The sequence below is a fragment of the Agarivorans sp. MS3-6 genome, from assembly GCF_054112545.1.
Window position 1 is genome coordinate 986513 of sequence record NZ_CM134202.1, and the last position, 15642, is coordinate 1002154.

At 43.9% G+C, this 15642-nt stretch carries 19 protein-coding genes; 6 read left to right on the top strand and 13 right to left on the bottom strand.

Features of this window, described 5'->3' with window-relative positions; translation table 11 throughout:
• Positions 1–9 precede the first annotated feature (9 nt).
• On the top strand, positions 10–663 hold the full coding sequence (locus ACVFI8_RS04580; RefSeq protein ID WP_457873131.1) for a DsbA family oxidoreductase: 654 nt from the start codon (positions 10–12) through the stop codon (positions 661–663).
• Here the strand turns inward: ACVFI8_RS04580 and ACVFI8_RS04585 are convergent.
• From ACVFI8_RS04585 to ACVFI8_RS04615, 7 genes are read right to left on the bottom strand one after another with little or no spacing between them, the layout of a single operon-like run.
• Entirely contained in the window at positions 660–1151 is a 492-nt protein-coding gene (locus tag ACVFI8_RS04585) for a chalcone isomerase family protein (RefSeq protein WP_248714631.1), read from the bottom strand. The two genes, ACVFI8_RS04580 and ACVFI8_RS04585, sit on opposite strands and share 4 nt — an antisense overlap.
• Positions 1144–1617, bottom strand: a complete 474-nt coding sequence (locus tag ACVFI8_RS04590) for a DUF2878 family protein (protein ID WP_248714630.1) — start codon at positions 1615–1617, stop codon at positions 1144–1146. The genes ACVFI8_RS04585 and ACVFI8_RS04590 overlap by 8 nt, the downstream gene beginning before the upstream one ends.
• A gap of 4 nt (positions 1618–1621) precedes the next feature.
• Positions 1622–2845, bottom strand: a complete 1224-nt coding sequence (locus ACVFI8_RS04595; protein ID WP_457873133.1) for a class I SAM-dependent methyltransferase — start codon at positions 2843–2845, stop codon at positions 1622–1624.
• Positions 2846–2867: 22 nt separating this feature from the next.
• Positions 2868–3602 (bottom strand): DUF1365 domain-containing protein, encoded by a 735-nt coding sequence (locus tag ACVFI8_RS04600; protein WP_248714628.1) that lies wholly within the window; start codon positions 3600–3602, stop codon positions 2868–2870.
• The gene (locus ACVFI8_RS04605; protein ID WP_457873134.1) at positions 3599–4852 is read right to left on the bottom strand and encodes an NAD(P)/FAD-dependent oxidoreductase; all 1254 of its coding nucleotides are present in this window, start codon (positions 4850–4852) and stop codon (positions 3599–3601) included. Before ACVFI8_RS04605 ends, ACVFI8_RS04600 begins: the two co-directional genes overlap by 4 nt.
• Positions 4853–5575, bottom strand: a complete 723-nt coding sequence (locus tag ACVFI8_RS04610; protein WP_457873135.1) for an SDR family NAD(P)-dependent oxidoreductase — start codon at positions 5573–5575, stop codon at positions 4853–4855.
• Positions 5572–6012: a nuclear transport factor 2 family protein gene (locus ACVFI8_RS04615; protein WP_457873136.1), complete on the bottom strand. Its 441-nt coding sequence runs from the start codon at positions 6010–6012 to the stop codon at positions 5572–5574. The genes ACVFI8_RS04610 and ACVFI8_RS04615 overlap by 4 nt, the downstream gene beginning before the upstream one ends.
• A 146-nt stretch (positions 6013–6158) precedes the next feature.
• Between ACVFI8_RS04615 and ACVFI8_RS04620 the strand changes: the two genes are divergently transcribed.
• The 3 genes from ACVFI8_RS04620 to ACVFI8_RS04630 are packed head-to-tail and all read left to right on the top strand — an operon-like array spanning position 6159 to position 8102.
• Positions 6159–6773 (top strand): hypothetical protein, encoded by a 615-nt coding sequence (locus ACVFI8_RS04620; protein WP_457873138.1) that lies wholly within the window; start codon positions 6159–6161, stop codon positions 6771–6773.
• Positions 6774–6805: 32 nt separating this feature from the next.
• Positions 6806–7432 carry a sigma-70 family RNA polymerase sigma factor gene (locus ACVFI8_RS04625; RefSeq protein ID WP_457873140.1) on the top strand — a complete coding sequence of 209 codons (627 nt, stop codon included), beginning with the start codon at positions 6806–6808 and terminating at the stop codon, positions 7430–7432.
• Complete coding sequence (locus ACVFI8_RS04630; RefSeq protein ID WP_248714622.1) at positions 7425–8102, top strand: ChrR family anti-sigma-E factor; 678 nt, start codon at positions 7425–7427, stop codon at positions 8100–8102. Before ACVFI8_RS04625 ends, ACVFI8_RS04630 begins: the two co-directional genes overlap by 8 nt.
• A 60-nt stretch (positions 8103–8162) precedes the next feature.
• Here ACVFI8_RS04630 and ACVFI8_RS04635 read toward each other — a convergent pair whose 3' ends face one another.
• Positions 8163–9740, bottom strand: coding sequence for a methyl-accepting chemotaxis protein (locus ACVFI8_RS04635; protein WP_457873141.1), 1578 nt, complete (start codon positions 9738–9740; stop codon positions 8163–8165).
• 175 nt (positions 9741–9915) lie between these two features.
• Complete coding sequence (locus ACVFI8_RS04640) at positions 9916–10857, bottom strand: chemotaxis protein CheV (protein ID WP_248714621.1); 942 nt, start codon at positions 10855–10857, stop codon at positions 9916–9918.
• Between the two features lie 254 nt (positions 10858–11111).
• Between ACVFI8_RS04640 and trhO the strand changes: the two genes are divergently transcribed.
• A complete protein-coding gene (gene trhO, locus ACVFI8_RS04645; RefSeq protein ID WP_248714620.1) occupies positions 11112–12098 on the top strand; it encodes an oxygen-dependent tRNA uridine(34) hydroxylase TrhO in 987 nt (328 codons plus the stop codon).
• A gap of 47 nt (positions 12099–12145) precedes the next feature.
• Here the strand turns inward: trhO and ACVFI8_RS04650 are convergent, their stop codons facing one another.
• The 4 genes from ACVFI8_RS04650 to ACVFI8_RS04665 all read right to left on the bottom strand — a co-directional run bounded on the left by ACVFI8_RS04650 (position 12146) and on the right by ACVFI8_RS04665 (position 14500).
• Positions 12146–12652, bottom strand: a complete 507-nt coding sequence (locus ACVFI8_RS04650; protein WP_457873142.1) for an RNA methyltransferase — start codon at positions 12650–12652, stop codon at positions 12146–12148.
• A gap of 120 nt (positions 12653–12772) precedes the next feature.
• Positions 12773–13249, bottom strand: a complete 477-nt coding sequence (locus ACVFI8_RS04655) for a VF530 family protein (RefSeq protein WP_457873144.1) — start codon at positions 13247–13249, stop codon at positions 12773–12775.
• Positions 13250–13390: 141 nt separating this feature from the next.
• Complete coding sequence (locus tag ACVFI8_RS04660; RefSeq protein ID WP_248714617.1) at positions 13391–14254, bottom strand: DMT family transporter; 864 nt, start codon at positions 14252–14254, stop codon at positions 13391–13393.
• Between the two features lie 120 nt (positions 14255–14374).
• A complete protein-coding gene (locus tag ACVFI8_RS04665; RefSeq protein ID WP_256469331.1) occupies positions 14375–14500 on the bottom strand; it encodes a hypothetical protein in 126 nt (41 codons plus the stop codon).
• Between the two features lie 236 nt (positions 14501–14736).
• Between ACVFI8_RS04665 and ACVFI8_RS04670 the strand changes: the two genes are divergently transcribed.
• A complete protein-coding gene (locus ACVFI8_RS04670) occupies positions 14737–15636 on the top strand; it encodes an HAD-IIA family hydrolase (RefSeq protein WP_248714616.1) in 900 nt (299 codons plus the stop codon).
• The last annotated feature ends 6 nt before the right edge of the window (positions 15637–15642 follow it).

Below are 15642 nucleotides of genomic sequence, written 5' to 3' on the forward strand. Positions count from 1 at the left end.
GGGCAAATTATGTCTGCTGGTATATCTCTTCGTATCGATATTGTTTCTGACGTGGTTTGTCCTTGGTGCATCGTCGGTTACTTGCGTCTGCAACAGGCATTAAGCCAACTTGATGACAGTATTCGTCCACATATTCAATGGCACCCGTTTGAACTAAACCCTAAAATGCCAGCCGAAGGTCAAGACCTGCGTGAACATATTCAACAAAAATATGGCAGTACGGTTGAGCAAAGCGAAACCGCCCGCGAGCAACTGAAAAACATTGGCCAAGAGTTAGGGTTTAGCTTTAACTTCAGTCAAGACTCAAGAATCTACAACACCTTTGAAGCTCACCAATTACTGCATTGGGCTCAGCCTTATGGCAAACAAACTGAGCTAAAACTGGCTTTATTCGACGCTTACTTTAGCCAAGGAAAAGATCCTTCACAACGTAACAACCTGCTCGATAGCGTTGAACAAGTTGGATTAGATCGCGAGTTAGCAGCCCGAGTATTAACTGATGAGATTTATGTAGCAGAGGTACGTAATAGCCAACAAAACTGGCAAAACCAAGGTATACAGGCCGTGCCCGCTTTTATCTTTAATAACCGCTTTTTATTGTCGGGCGCCCAGCCTGTTGAAACCTTATTACAAGTGATAGATGAGTGCTTACAAAAAAGTTAGTTTGCTCCGGTTAATGAGCGCCGTTGCTTCGGATAACGACTGTTTTCTGACAACCAAATATCTAAGAAATGTTGACTAAATAGCTGCTCATCTAGCGAACCAACATGCTCACCATTTAAGTAAAATCGCCCTTGGTGAGCCGATTCAGCCACCAATTGCAATTGGTCACCCTTTTGCAAATCAGTCCAGATACTAGACAGCTTGCTTAACCACTGCTGACAAGGCGCTTCATCACACACCCCCAAACGTTGCCATTCGTCCTGAGTAGCTTCAATAAGCTTGTTACGCTTAATGTCCCGCAGGTAATCAATGGTCAACACCATCGGGTAGCGGTCTTGTTGATAACGACCATCAGGGCTATGTAAACTGACAGTATAAACAGGCCAAAATAGCACCTGCAATTTGGCATCACCGACCAATTGCAAACTGTCGACCGATTCAACGGGAGAAACACCTACAAGACTGGCAAAAACTAAAGCTTTAAGCATAGCGTTTCTCCAATAAGGTTTGAGCAAGATAAGCAAATACGCTCCAAAGCGGCAGCAAAATAAGCAAACCCAGCCATACACCCGGCTGTAGTGAAAAGACCTCTGCAAGGCTGGCTAAGTAGTAAGAAACCGGCCCCATTACTGCAACAAAAATGGGCATGATCGGTTTAGGTAACGAAGCTAAGGTAGGCAAAAATAATGCAAAGCTACACCACAATAACATCATAAATAGTGGCAAGTTTGTCGATGTAAAACTGAGTACTCCTAGCTGAACCAGTAGCAGGTCTAAAAGCACACCAACAAAAGCCAAAATAGAACAAGGTAATAACACCGCCCATTGGTAGTGACGCACCTGGAAGAACATCAGCGCTGCAATCCCAACGAGCATAAAGCTTATTGCTTGCTCGCCCCAAAAAAAGGCAGCTAGCCAATTGAGCTTAAAGGCAACCAATACCGGCCATTGCATGAGACTAGCCTTTGACCAAAGTGAGCTGTTCAGTACCGGTATTATGACTACGAAAGCCGGCTTCACAATAGGCAAAATAAAAGTGCCAGAGGCGGTAAAACTGTTCATCAAAACCGAAGTTTTCGCCGCTACTTTTACGCTGTTGTTGAACCTTGTGATGCCAGTGTTGCAAAGTATCTGCGTAGTCTATGCCCATTTCTAAACGCTGAATGGGCTTGAGCCCTTGTTGAGTAAACAACTGATTTAACAAGCTTGGAGAAGGTAAAAAACCGCCTGGGAAGATAAACTGCTGAATAAAGTCTACTGTTTTGCTGTAAGCAGAAAAGCGACGGTCATCAATGGTAATCGCTTGCAGCAGCATAACACCGCCGACTTTAAGGCGACTAGCGCAGAGCTGAGCAAATCCCGGCAAATAACGCTCTCCCACCGCTTCAATCATCTCAATCGACACCAATTTGTCATATTGGCCCTCGAGCTCGCGGTAATCTTTATTAAGCACCGTAATTAAGTGCGCTAGATCTTGCTTTTCGATTTGCTCACAAACGTAAGCATGCTGTTTGTCAGAAATCGTCGTGGTGGTAACTTTGCATCCGTAATGACTCGCGGCATAAATTGCCAAACCGCCCCAACCTGTACCAATTTCTAATAAATGGTCAGAGGATTCGAGCTTTAGTTGCTCGCAAATACGTTTCAGTTTGTTGGACTGCGCTTGCGCCAAACTGATATCTTGGCCTGCAAATAAGGCTGAAGAATATTGCATCTGCGGATCCAAAAACGATTGATAAAAATCATTACCTAAATCGTAATGAGCCAAGATATTCTTCTTGGCTTGACGCTTATGATTGCGTCGAAAAAAGTGCTGCACCTTAAACCAAGTGCTGGTGAACCAATGTAGTTTCCGATCTAGGCTATCCAAATGGTCTTGGTTATCGGCAAGTAACTGCAATAAACGATGAAGATTAGAACAGCGCCACAGACCTTCCATGTAGGTTTCACCTGCTGCGATGCTTCCACCTTTAAGAATACGAGGAAAGACTTGAGACTCTAAAATATGAACTTCCACCGTATCAGGGTGATCTTTTTCGCCTAAGTGTACCGACTCATAACCAGCCTGGCTCATCAAAATTGCCCCTCCTTTTAACCCATCGAAGGTTTTTAAAACTAGGTGACGTGTCCAATCTAAGCCGGTGGAGGCAGAAGTCGAAGAGAGCGATTTAGCAGTAGTCATAGGGGTTCCTTTAAGGCAACTATCAATGGTTTTTGTCACTGGCAGGGTGACCATAAAAAGGCACTTTTTTGATCCACAACTTCATAGCTTGCCAGTAAATCCCTGCTACAACCTTTAGAGTAAGCAAAGGGTATGATTTAATAACGCGGCGAAGGCTGGAAGAGTTCAACGGCTGCTTAATTAAATTTATTCCTGCGCTAAACTCTTTATTCTTTCTCCAGCAATCTATCACCACCATGACCTGCTGCTCGATCAGTTTTACCTGCCAGTGGTAGCGCATGTCCATTGGATTAAATGGAGAGACATGGAAGGCTTTTTCATGGTCTTGTAAATTATTTAAATCCAACCAATATTGGTGTTTTTCTTTCCAAGGGGTATTAGTGACTTCAGCCAGCATATAATCAAATCTTTCACCATCACCATACAATACAAAATTGACCGGACTAAAGTACCAGCCCAAGCAACGAAGTTGCCCCAGCAACACCACTTGCTTAGCGTGATAGTCTGGCTGAAAGCCTTGCTGCGCCTTAATCGCTTTATCGCGAATGGAGCCAGACTGTTTGCCAAGGTAATCCCCTTCTTTTAAGCGAAACCAAGGCAAAAAACGACCAAAGTTTTTCAGTTCTTTACGAACAGCTTGCTCTTCGGCTAAATCGATCCAAGCGTAATAAAGCCGGTAACTAAAGCCATGTTTACGGGGCATAAAGCGTTGGTGAAAAGTATCACCAAAGGCGATGGAAGAATGCTGAATACTCATAATTCGATTCCAAACTTTTGACATACTTCAACCGCTGAACGCACCCCATCCTCATGAAAGCCGTTATGCCAATAAGCACCACAGAAATAGCTATTATTGTGGCCGTTGATTAGCTCGCGTTGCTGCTGTGCGGTAAACCCTTCTACCGAGAACACCGGGTGCATATAGTTAAAGCGTTTAATGACTTTATCTTCAGCTATCGGTTCAATCGGGTTTAAGGTGACACAAAACTGCGGCGCATCTTTAAGGCCTTGCAGACGATTCATATCATAGGTAACACTCGCGAGCCGGTCGCCTCGCTCGCTGCTCGGCGGTAGTAGGTAGTTCCAACTCGCTCGGGCGCGATGAATACTCGGTAATAGGCGCTCATCAGTATGTAAAATCACTTCATTGGCTTGGTACTTTAGTTTTCCAAGAACTGCTTGCTCATCTTGGCTAGCTTCATCACCTAATACCGACAAAGCTTGATCACTATGGCAAGCAAACACCACCGCGTCCCCCTGCCACTGCCAACCATCTTTGCAGGTGATAGCGACCCCATTATCAGCGCGTGTGATGCTGCTCACTTGACTGTTTAAACGAATTTGTTCTTCTAAGCCTGCTAACAAGGGCTTGATATATTGTTTAGAGCCACCAGGAATAACATACCACTGAGGTCGATTGGCGACGTCCAATAAACCGTGGTTAACAAAGAACCGAGCGAAAAACTGCATAGGGAATTTGTTAATGCCGTTCAGTGAGGATGACCAAATGGCCGCCCCCATTGGCAGCAAGTAGTTTTCTTGGAACATTTGTGAAAACCGGTGTTGCTGTAAAAATTGCCCTAAACTCACTGAGGTATCCAAATCTACTGCTTGCTTAGCCAATTTATTAAACCGCAAAATTTCTTTGATAAACCTATAAAAGCGGGGCTTAAAGAAATTACTTCGTTGAGCAAACAAGGTGTTTACGTCATGGCCGTTATATTGCAGATTTATCTCAGGGTTAACCACACTAAAACTCATCTCTGAGGCTTGCGCTTCGACCCCTAACTTAGCCAATAGTTTGTTAAATAAAGGATAAGTGCGATCATTAAAGACAATGAAACCAGTATCCACAGCGTACTCTTTACCATCGAGTTCTACTTGGTTCGTTGCGGTGTGCCCGCCAAGGTAATCGTTTTGCTCCAGTAAAGTAACGTCATGCAGCTCTTTTAATAAATGCGCACAGGTCATGCCGGATATTCCAGCACCGATAACTGCTATTTTCATCTATGCTCCTTCCTTATGAGCTAAACGGCGACAAAGCGCCTGCTGCCAAGTTTTTGGCAAACAATTTAATACATGTAAAAAACCACTAAACATGGTTGGAAAATTAATCACAATTTTACCCTTTGCCAAACCCGAGATAATGTATCTACTGGCTTGCTGGGGACTAATCATACTGGGCATATCAAAGGTATTTTTGTCCGTCAGCGGGGTTTGAACAAAGCCTGGCTGAATGCAATGAACCGTTACTTGCTTATCCCCTAAATCAGTACCGATAGCTTGAGCGAGATAATGCACCGCGGCTTTACTGCTACCATAGGCACCTGCCTGACTAAACGGTAACAAGTGGGCTAAACTCCCTACTAATGCTAATTGTGAACCGGGCTTTAGTTGGCCCCACAAGGCATCTAAACAGTTAGCCATGGTTTGCAGGTTACTCTGCCATACGCGGCTAAATAACTCGGCATCAAATTGTTTTGGGTCAAGGTACTCGCAATTACCAGCGCACAACACAATTAAGTCCATTTCAGGTAATGAGTTAAAACTATTGCGTACCTGCGACAAGTCTGCCAATTCGATTTGCAGCGGCGTGACCCCTTGGGTAGACAATTGTTGTAAACGCGTTGCATCGCGACCTTGCCCCCACACTTGGTGGCCAGCAGCGACATAATCTAAAGCGAGCTGTTTACCAATTCCTGAACTGGCTCCTGTAATGAGAATATTCATTGTGCCAAGCCATTTTTTAGTTTCTTAGACAACCAGCCTATCACTGGAATGTGATCATGCAGCATGGCACTTACATCATAGTAATCGCGGTGGTAGTAAATTTTTTCCGCGAACTTCAGGTGGCTAATACCATCTAAGGCAATTAAGCGGCCATTACCCAATTTCGGATGAGCAAACTGCATTTGCCAAGTTAGGCTAAATTCACCGTCGGCAATTAAGCGAGATGAAAAACTAAACTGACATTTGTCGGTATTTTGCAACAGATGCTCAAAGTAGTGACTGAGGTCTTCGAGGCCGTGCAAATGATGCAGTGGATCAATGAATTCTATATCCTCTGAGTATATCTCGGACAAGCGACCTACTTGGGCCATTCCAAGCTCAGCATAAAACTGCTCAAGCTGTTGAACGATGGCTGGCAATTGTGGCGAACTTTTCATGCAATATCCTGTTAGCTAAACAAATCTAAGCATTTGTTTCTATTATTGTTAATAATAGTACGTGACAGATATTAAGAAAGATCATTCATCTTTTTTTGCTTTTAGTACGTTATACCTATCAAACCCCGCTTTTTTAGGAAGATTGCTTGCGTCAACCACAGCTGTACCCACTGATTATCCGCAGAGAACATTTTATGCCGGAACGCAACGCTCAAATAAGCGGCGAAGGTATGGCGTTCATAGCCAGCCTGCGCGCGGCAGAAAAAGCCGGCGGTATGTGGTTAGCCTTTCAAGACAGTAAGGGTAGATGTGCGGTAAAACCACAGGACATTATTAGTTTTGCTCAAATCAAGCATATCGACTGGTTGAGCCAAGCGCGTATAACAGTAGACTTTACCGTTTTGAGCTGGGGAGTGGTTACCTCTAAAGCGCCTACTTTTTGCTCCACATGGATGACTCAAACCATTGAAGCCACCCCCTGTGAGCTATGGCCGATGATGCTTCAGCACAAAAATGTGCAGGACCTACAGCAAACGCTGCAGAAAATTAACGTCACTTACCCAGAATTGAAGGTTACTAATCTCAATCAAGAGCTTGAAAACAACCAAGTTAAAAGCCTTTGTTGGCGTTGGTTAGAGCTTCTGCCTTTACCTATCAACACCAAACAGCGTTTGCTTAAGTCGCCTTCTGCTTCGTTATGTATTCGTTATTTAGGGTTTATTTTGAGACAAAGTGATCGTTTTAATCAACTACCCCGTTAATCAGTTATCAATCCGACAACGATTTAGGCATTATGGAAATACACAGATCTCAATCGACAATCGGCGGTATAAAAAGCCCCATGACTAGTCATGTATCTACGTCCAATAAAGACGATGAAATTGCCTTGCTGCTGTCCAACATAGCTAGCGAGCAATGCAGAAAAAGTTATGACCTGTTATTCCGACAAGTTGCCCCTCGCTTACTCAATTTAGCCCGTAAGCAATTTGTAAACGAATCTCTTGCTTTGGAAATGGTGCAAGAGACTATGCTCAAGCTTTGGTTGAAGGCAGGCCTCTATGACGCCAGTAAAGGTAATGCCATGACTTGGATTTTTTCAGTGTCGAGAAACGTAAAGTTTGACTTGATGCGAAAAGGCAAGCACCAACAAAACTGGATTCAAGGTGATGACCTATGGCCGATTCTTAGTGAAGAAGAAGACGCAGAAAAAATTGCTTCTGAAGACCAAGAGCTAGTGAGTGAAGAGCTTAAACAGCTAATCACTCGCTTGCCTGAAGAGCAAGCCGACATTGTTAGGCGCGTATATTTGCATGGCGAATCCCAGCAACAAGTGTCTGAAATTTTAAATTTACCGCTGGGCACTGTGAAAAGTCGCCTCAGATTAGCGCTGAAAAAAATGAAGGAGGTTTTGGATGACTAGCATTCAATTTCATCCGGTTGAGCAAAGTCTTAACCTATATGCTGCCGGTCAGTTAGACCCAGCAATGAGCATCATGGTCAGTACCCATTTAGAGTTTTGCTCAACGTGTCGTCAAGCCGTTCACGCTGTTGAGCAAAAATTAGCGACTCAGCTTGAAGAAGCTAAAGCTGATGCTATGAACAGTGAGTTGGACTCAATGCTGCAAATGATTATGCAACAAAGTCCCGATACGGTGATTGAGCCTGCCAAACCTCAATTACAACAAGAGATTAACTTGGGTAATAAACGCTTCCCTCTGCCGCGTGCTTTACAGGCCCACCCTCAACACATTGGCCCTTGGGGAAGATTGCCAGGTAAAATTCAACGTGCGCGCGTTGATGCAGTCAGTGATAGCAAGATGAATTTTATCTATATGGATAAAGATAGCGCCTTGCCTGAACATACCCATCAGGGACAAGAAATTACCTTGGTGTTGGCGGGTACTTTTATTGATGACGCAGGAACTTATGTACCTGGTGACTTCATTATTCAAAACGCTGAGAACAAACACACTCCCAGAACAGCCGCGAACCAAGACTGTTTGTGCTTAACCTTGCTGGATGCACCCTTGCATTTCACCTCAGGTTTAGCTTCACTGCTAAACCCATTTAGCCAACTGTTTTTTAAGTAAAAATAATCCGTGCTAAAGATAAAAACCAGCCTAATGGCTGGTTTTTATCTTTACTCACATTCAGCTTTCAGCTTTAAAGCCAATTCTAAATCCGCCCCAATGCTTACCATTAACCAAAATGGGAAACGATAAATCATGCATAATTTCACCGGTATCCCGCTTGTAAGTTTGCAGCAACATACCATCGTTATTAGTAGCACAACGAATACCCGTAGGGTCATTAAACATACGTTTCGTTCGGCTATTAGCGACATCAATGTCATAGCGACCGGTTAAAGCTTTAGAAAAACACCGATTATGAGTCGGAAAATAACCTTTTTTATCAACGGCCCCAGCATAAATAATCGCGGTATGTCGCTGTAAAATTGGCTCTTGAACCGCGGGAAAATGTTGGTCTGTATAAGTATCAAATGCTGTCGAAAATTTGGCAGGGTTAGTGTTAGGAATGACTTTATAGCTAGGGCTAAAGATCTGCTGTTCAGTAAACGCACCTTTCGCTAAGCCCTTTTCTAAGCAATGCCCACAAGCTAATGCCGCGGCTTTTGCCTCTTCAAGAACGTGTTGATCAAAGGTATCCACTTTATAACCATCTAAGGCTTTAAATATGGCTTCTGTGGTAGTCGATAAACTAAATGCTTGACTAGATATTATTTCACTCTGGTCGCTAGTTGTTTTTAAGGATTGGCTTATTTGTCCAATAGCCTGAGAGATATCACTAGTGCTTTGGTTGTTCTCGTGTAAAGACCTGTCTATATTTTCTAACGCATCAACGGCTAATTGTGATCCGCTCGATATTTGGGTAAAGCTTTGTTCTAACTGCTCTATACTTGATGAAACAGTCGCTGTTTTGGTTACCACTTGTCCCATTAAATTTGAGGTGCGATCGGTATCGCTACGAATTTCCAACAACATTTTGGCAATATCACTCGTAGCCTGTGCGGTTTTGCTTGCTAAATGTCTTACTTCATCGGCCACTACCGCAAACCCTCTGCCTTGCTCACCCGCTCTGGCGGCTTCAATAGCCGCATTTAATGCCAACAAGTTGGTTTGCTCAGCCACTGAATTAATCACATCAGTGATAGTTTGAATTTGGTCCGTTTTCCCCTTCAGTAGCTGCACTTCTTCAGCCGCATGATGTACATCAGCACTTAAATCATTAATCGCCTCCATACCGGTGACAACATGTTGCTGGCCATGACGGCTATCTAGAGCAGCTCGCTTGGCACCACTGAGTATTTGATCTGCTTGCTCTGACAGTCCTTCGCTACTATGACTTAATTGCTCTGCTGCCACCGCAATACTGCTGGCATGCTCGCCATTTTTGTCGACAGCCTTATTTAAACCATCAACAAAAAAAGAAACCTCTGCAGCACCGATCGCTATTTTACTTGCTGAACGGCTGATACTGGTAGCAGATTTGTCGATAGAATCACTAGATTGATGTTGTTCTGTCATCAATCTAGATTGCTGATTTTGCCGCAGAGTAAACAGCGTCACCGTACCACTAAGTACAAGCGCAATCATCAGCTGAACAGGCAATATAATACTTGTGGTACTCAACCATTGTGCGGTATTCAATACAACAATGATAGCAACGAAGCTTGCAACAAATACCCGCCATCCACTATATCCGATCATCTGATTCTACCTTCAATGAAATTCAATAAATCTATTGTCTACAGTAACTTATTCGCCGGATAAAAAATAACCACCGAGACTAAAGTCTAGTCTTGGTGGTTATTTAGTTTGTCATTTTGAGAACTGCCCAGTTAAATTTGCTATCGATAAAGCCGCCCCTTCGCGAATAAATGCCTTATTCGAGAGATTCGCGCATTCGTTGCTGTACGACATCCACCAGAAGGTCAGGTTGGAATTTAGAGATAAAGCGATTACAGCCTACTTTTTCAACCATCGCTTCATTAAAGCTGCCACTTAGTGAGGTATTGAGAGCAATAAACAACTCGCCCATTCGGGCATCCCCCCTAACTTCAGCAGTTAAGCGGTAACCATCCATTTCAGGCATTTCGGCATCAGTAATCATCAATAGGATTTCGTCATATACCGATTTGCCACTATCGGCCCACCCCTTCAGCATATTAAGGGCCTGTAAGCCATTTTCAGCTTCAATAATTACCATACCCAATTGGCTCAAGGTTGCCTTTACCTGCCCTCTGGCAGTTGATGAATCATCAACCACCAATACCCGCTTACCGTTTAGTTGGTTAGCCACCTCGTTATCTAACACTTCTTCAGAAATGGCTACGTTATAACTAACAATCTCTGCGAGAACTTTTTCTACGTCAATTATCTCTACTATACGGTTGGCATTTTCATGTTCGATACGCGTGATAGCGGTTAAATAGTTACCCCGTCCAACCGTAGAAGGCGGCGGCAAAATATCCTTCCAAGAGGTATTCACAATGTGCATAACTTCGCCCACCATGAAGCCTTGCACAGTACGGTTATACTCGGTAATTATCAGATTACAATCACCCGCAACTGACGACGGTGGCATTCGTATCGATGCTCGCAGATCAATCACTGGAATAGACTTCCCACGAATGTTCACCACGCCCGAAACATGAGCGTGGGAGCCAGGTAGCTTATTCATTCGCGGTAGTTTAACCACCTCTTTCACTTTAAACACGTTAATCGCAAACAGCTGCATTGAGTTGAGTTTAAATATCAACAATTCTAAGCGGTTTTCGCCCACCAGCTGGGTTCTTTGGTCCACAGAGGCTAAAACACCAGACATACTACTCAACCTATTCCATGTTAGTTAATTCCTACAGTATAGCCGCCACACGCATTGCAGCAAAAACACTAGTGTTTATAGAACATCGATTTAGCGGACTAGCACACAGATTTAGCCTCCTCCTTGGTTAAATTAGTGCAACATAAACACACCCCCTCGCTACATAAGAGCTGCATTTGGTAGCAATTTCATTACAATAGGCTTTTTTTAAAATGTGCTTCGGGATTACGCCCCGGTCGGCAAAGGAAATCGGTATGAGCCAAATCACTATTTGTGCCCTCTATAAGTTCGTTCGTTTAGATAATGTCCAAAAACTACAAGCTCCCTTGCTGGAGCTAATGAAACAACAGCAAGTTCGAGGCACCTTGTTGCTAGCCGAAGAAGGGATTAACGGCACTATTGCCGGGCCAGCCAGTTCTATTGAAGCGGTGTTGCAATGGCTAGAAGCCGATCCGCGTTTAACTAACATTGTAAATAAGCGTTCCTTTAGCGAGCAGCAACCGTTTAATCGCTCTCGGGTAAAACTCAAAAAAGAAATTGTTACCATGGGGATTGAAGGGATAGACCCAAACCATGTGGTTGGCTCCTATGTAAAACCCAGCGACTGGAACCAGTTAATTGCTGATCCAGAGGTATTAGTGGTAGATACCCGCAACGATTACGAAGTGCAGCTAGGCAGCTTTAAACATGCCGTAAACCCCAAGACAGAGACCTTCAGAGAGTTTCCGGCTTATGTTGCTGAGGAGTTAGACCCACAAAAACACAAAAAAGTCGCGATGTTTTGTACTGGTGGGATCCGCTGCGAAAAATCAACCGCCTACTTAAAAGAGCAAGGTTTTGCTGAGGTTTACCACTTAGAAGGTGGGATTCTTAAGTACCTTGAAGAGGTACCAGAGCAAGAATCTTTATGGGAAGGTGATTGTTTCGTCTTCGATGAACGGGTTACCGTAGATCATCAATTACAGCAGGGGCAATACCAGCTATGTAGTGGCTGTCGTATGCCAATATCGCCTAGTGACCTTCAAAGCCCTAAATTTGAAAAAGGTGTAAGCTGCCCGCATTGTTGTGACGCGCTCACTAGCGAACAAAAAACACGTTTTAGAGAACGTGAAAAACAAGTGCAATTAGCCAAGCAACGTGGTGAGCAACATGTAGGTATGGAGGCGGCCAAACACAGCGAACAACGCCGCCAGCAAAAACAACAGCTACGTCAAGCACAGCGCGGAAAATCAGCAAAGTAAGATCTCGATGCTGGTAAGTACTTAGTACCTACCAGCAGGCCTATACTTCATTTAGCCTTTAGACGATTATTGACATCACGACTAGTGCGGATTAATTCATCACCACCCAGCACTTGCTCTGATTTAGCTAAACGGTCGTACAACACAACATTAACCGTAGCGGCTAGGTTTAAGCAGCCTTTAGTAGGGATATAAACCACTTCGTCAGCTTTATCCACCAGCGCTTGGCTAATCGAGCCATCTTCTGGGCCAAAAATATATAGCGCCTGTTGGGGATGCTTAAAATTGGGCAGTGGAGTTGCGCCTTCGGCTAACTCGATGCAAACAATTTTCACCCCAGCGGCGGCCTGTTCGGTTAAATCTTCGACGCCGCTTAACGGAATATTCAAACTCTGATTCTTGGTATCGGTATTAAATCGAGCGGCGCGCGCATAGCGCTGACCAGTGTAAAATACAGCCTCAGCGCTAAAGCACCCAGCTGCACGCATGACCGACCCCACGTTACTGGGGCTTTTAGGATTAACCAGACCAATTTGAACCGATACTTGTTGCATATTTAAAACCGAATCTTGTGATAATGAGGGCACAGCTAATTAGCGCCCTAAACCAATACTGAAAAGTGAGCGAATCATACCTGAAATCAAGTGTCTCTGCCCCCAACTCATCGAGAAGAACTACTTTGGAGAAGAAGCCCATGGGTCAAAAGGTTTGCCCTCTTCAGTGGCTGAATCATTCTCTTGATGGCGAGGTTTTGCTGCAACCTTAGCGCGGTAGTTGGTTTTAGCTTGGGTTCTAGATCTAGGCTTCGGTTTATTCTGTAGTTGTGGCTTTGCCGTTATATCAATCACAACTGGTGCTCGCGGTTTTTGGTCAGCCGGTACAATACGGTCTCTAGGCGGTAGAGCATACTGCTTATCATCAGGACGAGGGAGATGTTTAAAACGGTATAAATAAAAGGCCTCCACCTTTTCTCTCGCCCATTGGGTTTTGCGTAAGAACTTAAGACAAGACTGCGTATTAGGATTGTTTTTAAAACAATTCATATTCATCGCAAAGGCCAGCGTTTCCCAGCCATAGTGCGCAACAATCTCGTCAAGTAAGACTTCAAGTTTAACGCCATGCAAGGGGTTGTTTTGTTGTAATTCTTTCATAAGAGTTCCTAAAGCCAAACAAGTGAGAGTGCATGCATAAACGCATTATAACAGCACTCTGAACTAAATATTTACCCTACTAAGCCACACGCCTAAGCATCTACCATCAAGGGATTAATACTAACGGTTAATAGCGAACCACTAGATTAATCCTCGAGCCTTAGCCCAGCGCTGATTAAGCGCCAAGGCGGCTAATATAATGGCGGCGCCAATACTCAGCCGCAACACATCGGCATCGTGGTTCCATATAAGCAAGTTGACTGCAATACCGGCCGGTATAAGCAGGTTATTGGCAACAGCCAAAGCACCAATATTGACTAAAGTAGCGCCTTTATTCCATGCAAAATATCCGAGACCAGAAGCAATGGTACCCAGATAAATAAGCACCCCCCATTGGGTGACGGTACTCGGTAATTTAGCGCTGTTTCCTAACAGAGCATAAGCGACTAGAGCAACCACTAAAGCACCAATGAAAAACCAAGCAAATACCGTTTGTTGAGTGAGCCGCTGAGGCGAATTTGCCATTAGACGTTTATAAGCCACTTGGCCGGAGGCAAAACACAGATTTGCCCCCTGTACCAATAAGAAGCCAGTAATAAAACCTTGGTCAATACCTTGATAACGAATCGCAACGGCACCTAAAGTTGCGATCAAAGCACTCACCAAGAACTGCGAATTGAAACGACGCTCAAAAGCATCGTTTACCAAGGTGACATAAATCGGCGTCATTACGGTGAACAGTAATACCTCAGGTACCGACAAATACAAAAATGACTGATAATAAAAACCGTACATACAGCCTAATTGAATCGCACCTATCAACATTAGTTTGAGCGCTAGAGAACGATTTACTTGTGTAGGTTTTAAAAAAGGTAAAAACACCAAAGTAGCTAATGCCACTCGCATTAATACCGAAAACCACGCATCAACCTGGCCTGCAAGGTAAACCCCAATTAAGCTAAACGAAAAGGCCCATAACAGGGTCACTGATAATAAATAAGGCATAATTACTCTAGATAGAAATCAAAGGCTTGAGTGTAATGATTGTGAGGCGGAAACCAAGCAGAGAATAGCAAAATAACGCGTTTGTGTTGCGTAGCGGTTTTTAGGAACAAAAGTCGCACGCTATTCGTTCAGCGCTAGTGGGTTATTTCCAGGCACCGCACAAATATTTTGCGTTATCTGGAGTTCGGGTAAATGGCTGGCATTGGCCACACTTTTGGCTTGCATTTTCCATTGATTTAATTCCATTTAATTTAACTATTCATCGACAATATAGCGTACTAATTAGTGCTAAATGGCCGTCTAAAGGTGTTTGCAGTCGACGGTAATTTATTCGCTGCACTCAAAGTTCTCGGTAGGACGACGCTTATTTAGTTACTCACTCACCTTAACGCTGCTAAGATCCAGTAAGGCTTGGTTAACTATTCAAATTTTCACAAAAATCTGCCACAGTAGCGCTCTATTTTTTGCTGAGGTTTTACACCATGTTTTACAGCCCGTCAGAGGCATTTAACGCCTACTTAAGTATCCCTGAACGCATGCCCCAAAATGTAGCGGTGGCCAACTGCCAAACCATCAATAGCATCACCGATATTATAGAGCAGATTGATGTGTTTTTGTTTGATGCCTACGGTGTGTTAAATGTTGGCGGCACCGCAATTAAGGGTGCCAAAGAACAAATTACCAAACTACGTGAAGCGGGAAAAATGGTGCTGGTAGTCACTAACGCAGCTACCCAAAACAAGCAGCAGTTATTCAATAAGTTTGTTCGACTCGGGTTTGACTTTAGCGATGCAGAAATAGTCAACAGCCGAGAAGTTCTGCTGCAATACATGGATTTACAAAGTCATTCTCGTTTAGGCGTAATCACCCTACCTGAATTTCATTTATCTATTCAACGACCTTGTTTATATCCAGAAGACGACGCATTTTGGCAGGCCGAAGAGTTTTTATTTTTAAGCGGGCAGGCTTGGAACGAGCAGCTTCAGCAACGTTTTATTGAGGAACTTCACCGCCAGCCGCGCACCGTTTGGGTGGGTAACTCAGATTTAATCGCTCCATTAGAAAGTGGGGTTTCGCAAGAGCCTGGCAGCTATACCCTAACCCTTCCCGATGAGCTTTACCCTAACGTTCGTTGCTTTGGCAAACCTTACGCGCCTATTTTTGAAGAAGCCTTAAGCAGAATCAAACAAGGGCTAGGAGACATTAACCCACAACGTATTGCGATGATTGGGGATACCCTACATACCGATATCTTGGGGGGGAATGCGATGGGCTTTAAAACCGTGCTGGTGACTCAACACGGTTTTTTAAGAGACTTAGATGTGGACGAACATATACGGCGCAGCCAAATAACACCGCATTACCAACTAAAATCCATCTAGAAAACA

What these genes read in the sequence shown, in the direction of transcription:
- ACVFI8_RS04580 (WP_457873131.1), top strand. Translation starts at nt 10, where the DNA reads ATGTCTGCTGGTATATCTCTTCGTATCGATATTGTTTCTGACGTGGTT.
- ACVFI8_RS04585 (WP_248714631.1), bottom strand. Translation starts at nt 1,151, where the DNA reads ATGCTTAAAGCTTTAGTTTTTGCCAGTCTTGTAGGTGTTTCTCCCGTT.
- ACVFI8_RS04590 (WP_248714630.1), bottom strand. Translation starts at nt 1,617, where the DNA reads ATGCAATGGCCGGTATTGGTTGCCTTTAAGCTCAATTGGCTAGCTGCC.
- ACVFI8_RS04595 (WP_457873133.1), bottom strand. Translation starts at nt 2,845, where the DNA reads ATGACTACTGCTAAATCGCTCTCTTCGACTTCTGCCTCCACCGGCTTA.
- ACVFI8_RS04600 (WP_248714628.1), bottom strand. Translation starts at nt 3,602, where the DNA reads ATGAGTATTCAGCATTCTTCCATCGCCTTTGGTGATACTTTTCACCAA.
- ACVFI8_RS04605 (WP_457873134.1), bottom strand. Translation starts at nt 4,852, where the DNA reads ATGAAAATAGCAGTTATCGGTGCTGGAATATCCGGCATGACCTGTGCG.
- ACVFI8_RS04610 (WP_457873135.1), bottom strand. Translation starts at nt 5,575, where the DNA reads ATGAATATTCTCATTACAGGAGCCAGTTCAGGAATTGGTAAACAGCTC.
- ACVFI8_RS04615 (WP_457873136.1), bottom strand. Translation starts at nt 6,012, where the DNA reads ATGAAAAGTTCGCCACAATTGCCAGCCATCGTTCAACAGCTTGAGCAG.
- ACVFI8_RS04625 (WP_457873140.1), top strand. Translation starts at nt 6,806, where the DNA reads ATGGAAATACACAGATCTCAATCGACAATCGGCGGTATAAAAAGCCCC.
- ACVFI8_RS04630 (WP_248714622.1), top strand. Translation starts at nt 7,425, where the DNA reads ATGACTAGCATTCAATTTCATCCGGTTGAGCAAAGTCTTAACCTATAT.
- ACVFI8_RS04635 (WP_457873141.1), bottom strand. Translation starts at nt 9,740, where the DNA reads ATGATCGGATATAGTGGATGGCGGGTATTTGTTGCAAGCTTCGTTGCT.
- ACVFI8_RS04640 (WP_248714621.1), bottom strand. Translation starts at nt 10,857, where the DNA reads ATGTCTGGTGTTTTAGCCTCTGTGGACCAAAGAACCCAGCTGGTGGGC.
- trhO (WP_248714620.1), top strand. Translation starts at nt 11,112, where the DNA reads ATGAGCCAAATCACTATTTGTGCCCTCTATAAGTTCGTTCGTTTAGAT.
- ACVFI8_RS04650 (WP_457873142.1), bottom strand. Translation starts at nt 12,652, where the DNA reads ATGCAACAAGTATCGGTTCAAATTGGTCTGGTTAATCCTAAAAGCCCC.
- ACVFI8_RS04655 (WP_457873144.1), bottom strand. Translation starts at nt 13,249, where the DNA reads ATGAAAGAATTACAACAAAACAACCCCTTGCATGGCGTTAAACTTGAA.
- ACVFI8_RS04660 (WP_248714617.1), bottom strand. Translation starts at nt 14,254, where the DNA reads ATGCCTTATTTATTATCAGTGACCCTGTTATGGGCCTTTTCGTTTAGC.
- ACVFI8_RS04665 (WP_256469331.1), bottom strand. Translation starts at nt 14,500, where the DNA reads ATGGAATTAAATCAATGGAAAATGCAAGCCAAAAGTGTGGCCAATGCC.
- ACVFI8_RS04670 (WP_248714616.1), top strand. Translation starts at nt 14,737, where the DNA reads ATGTTTTACAGCCCGTCAGAGGCATTTAACGCCTACTTAAGTATCCCT.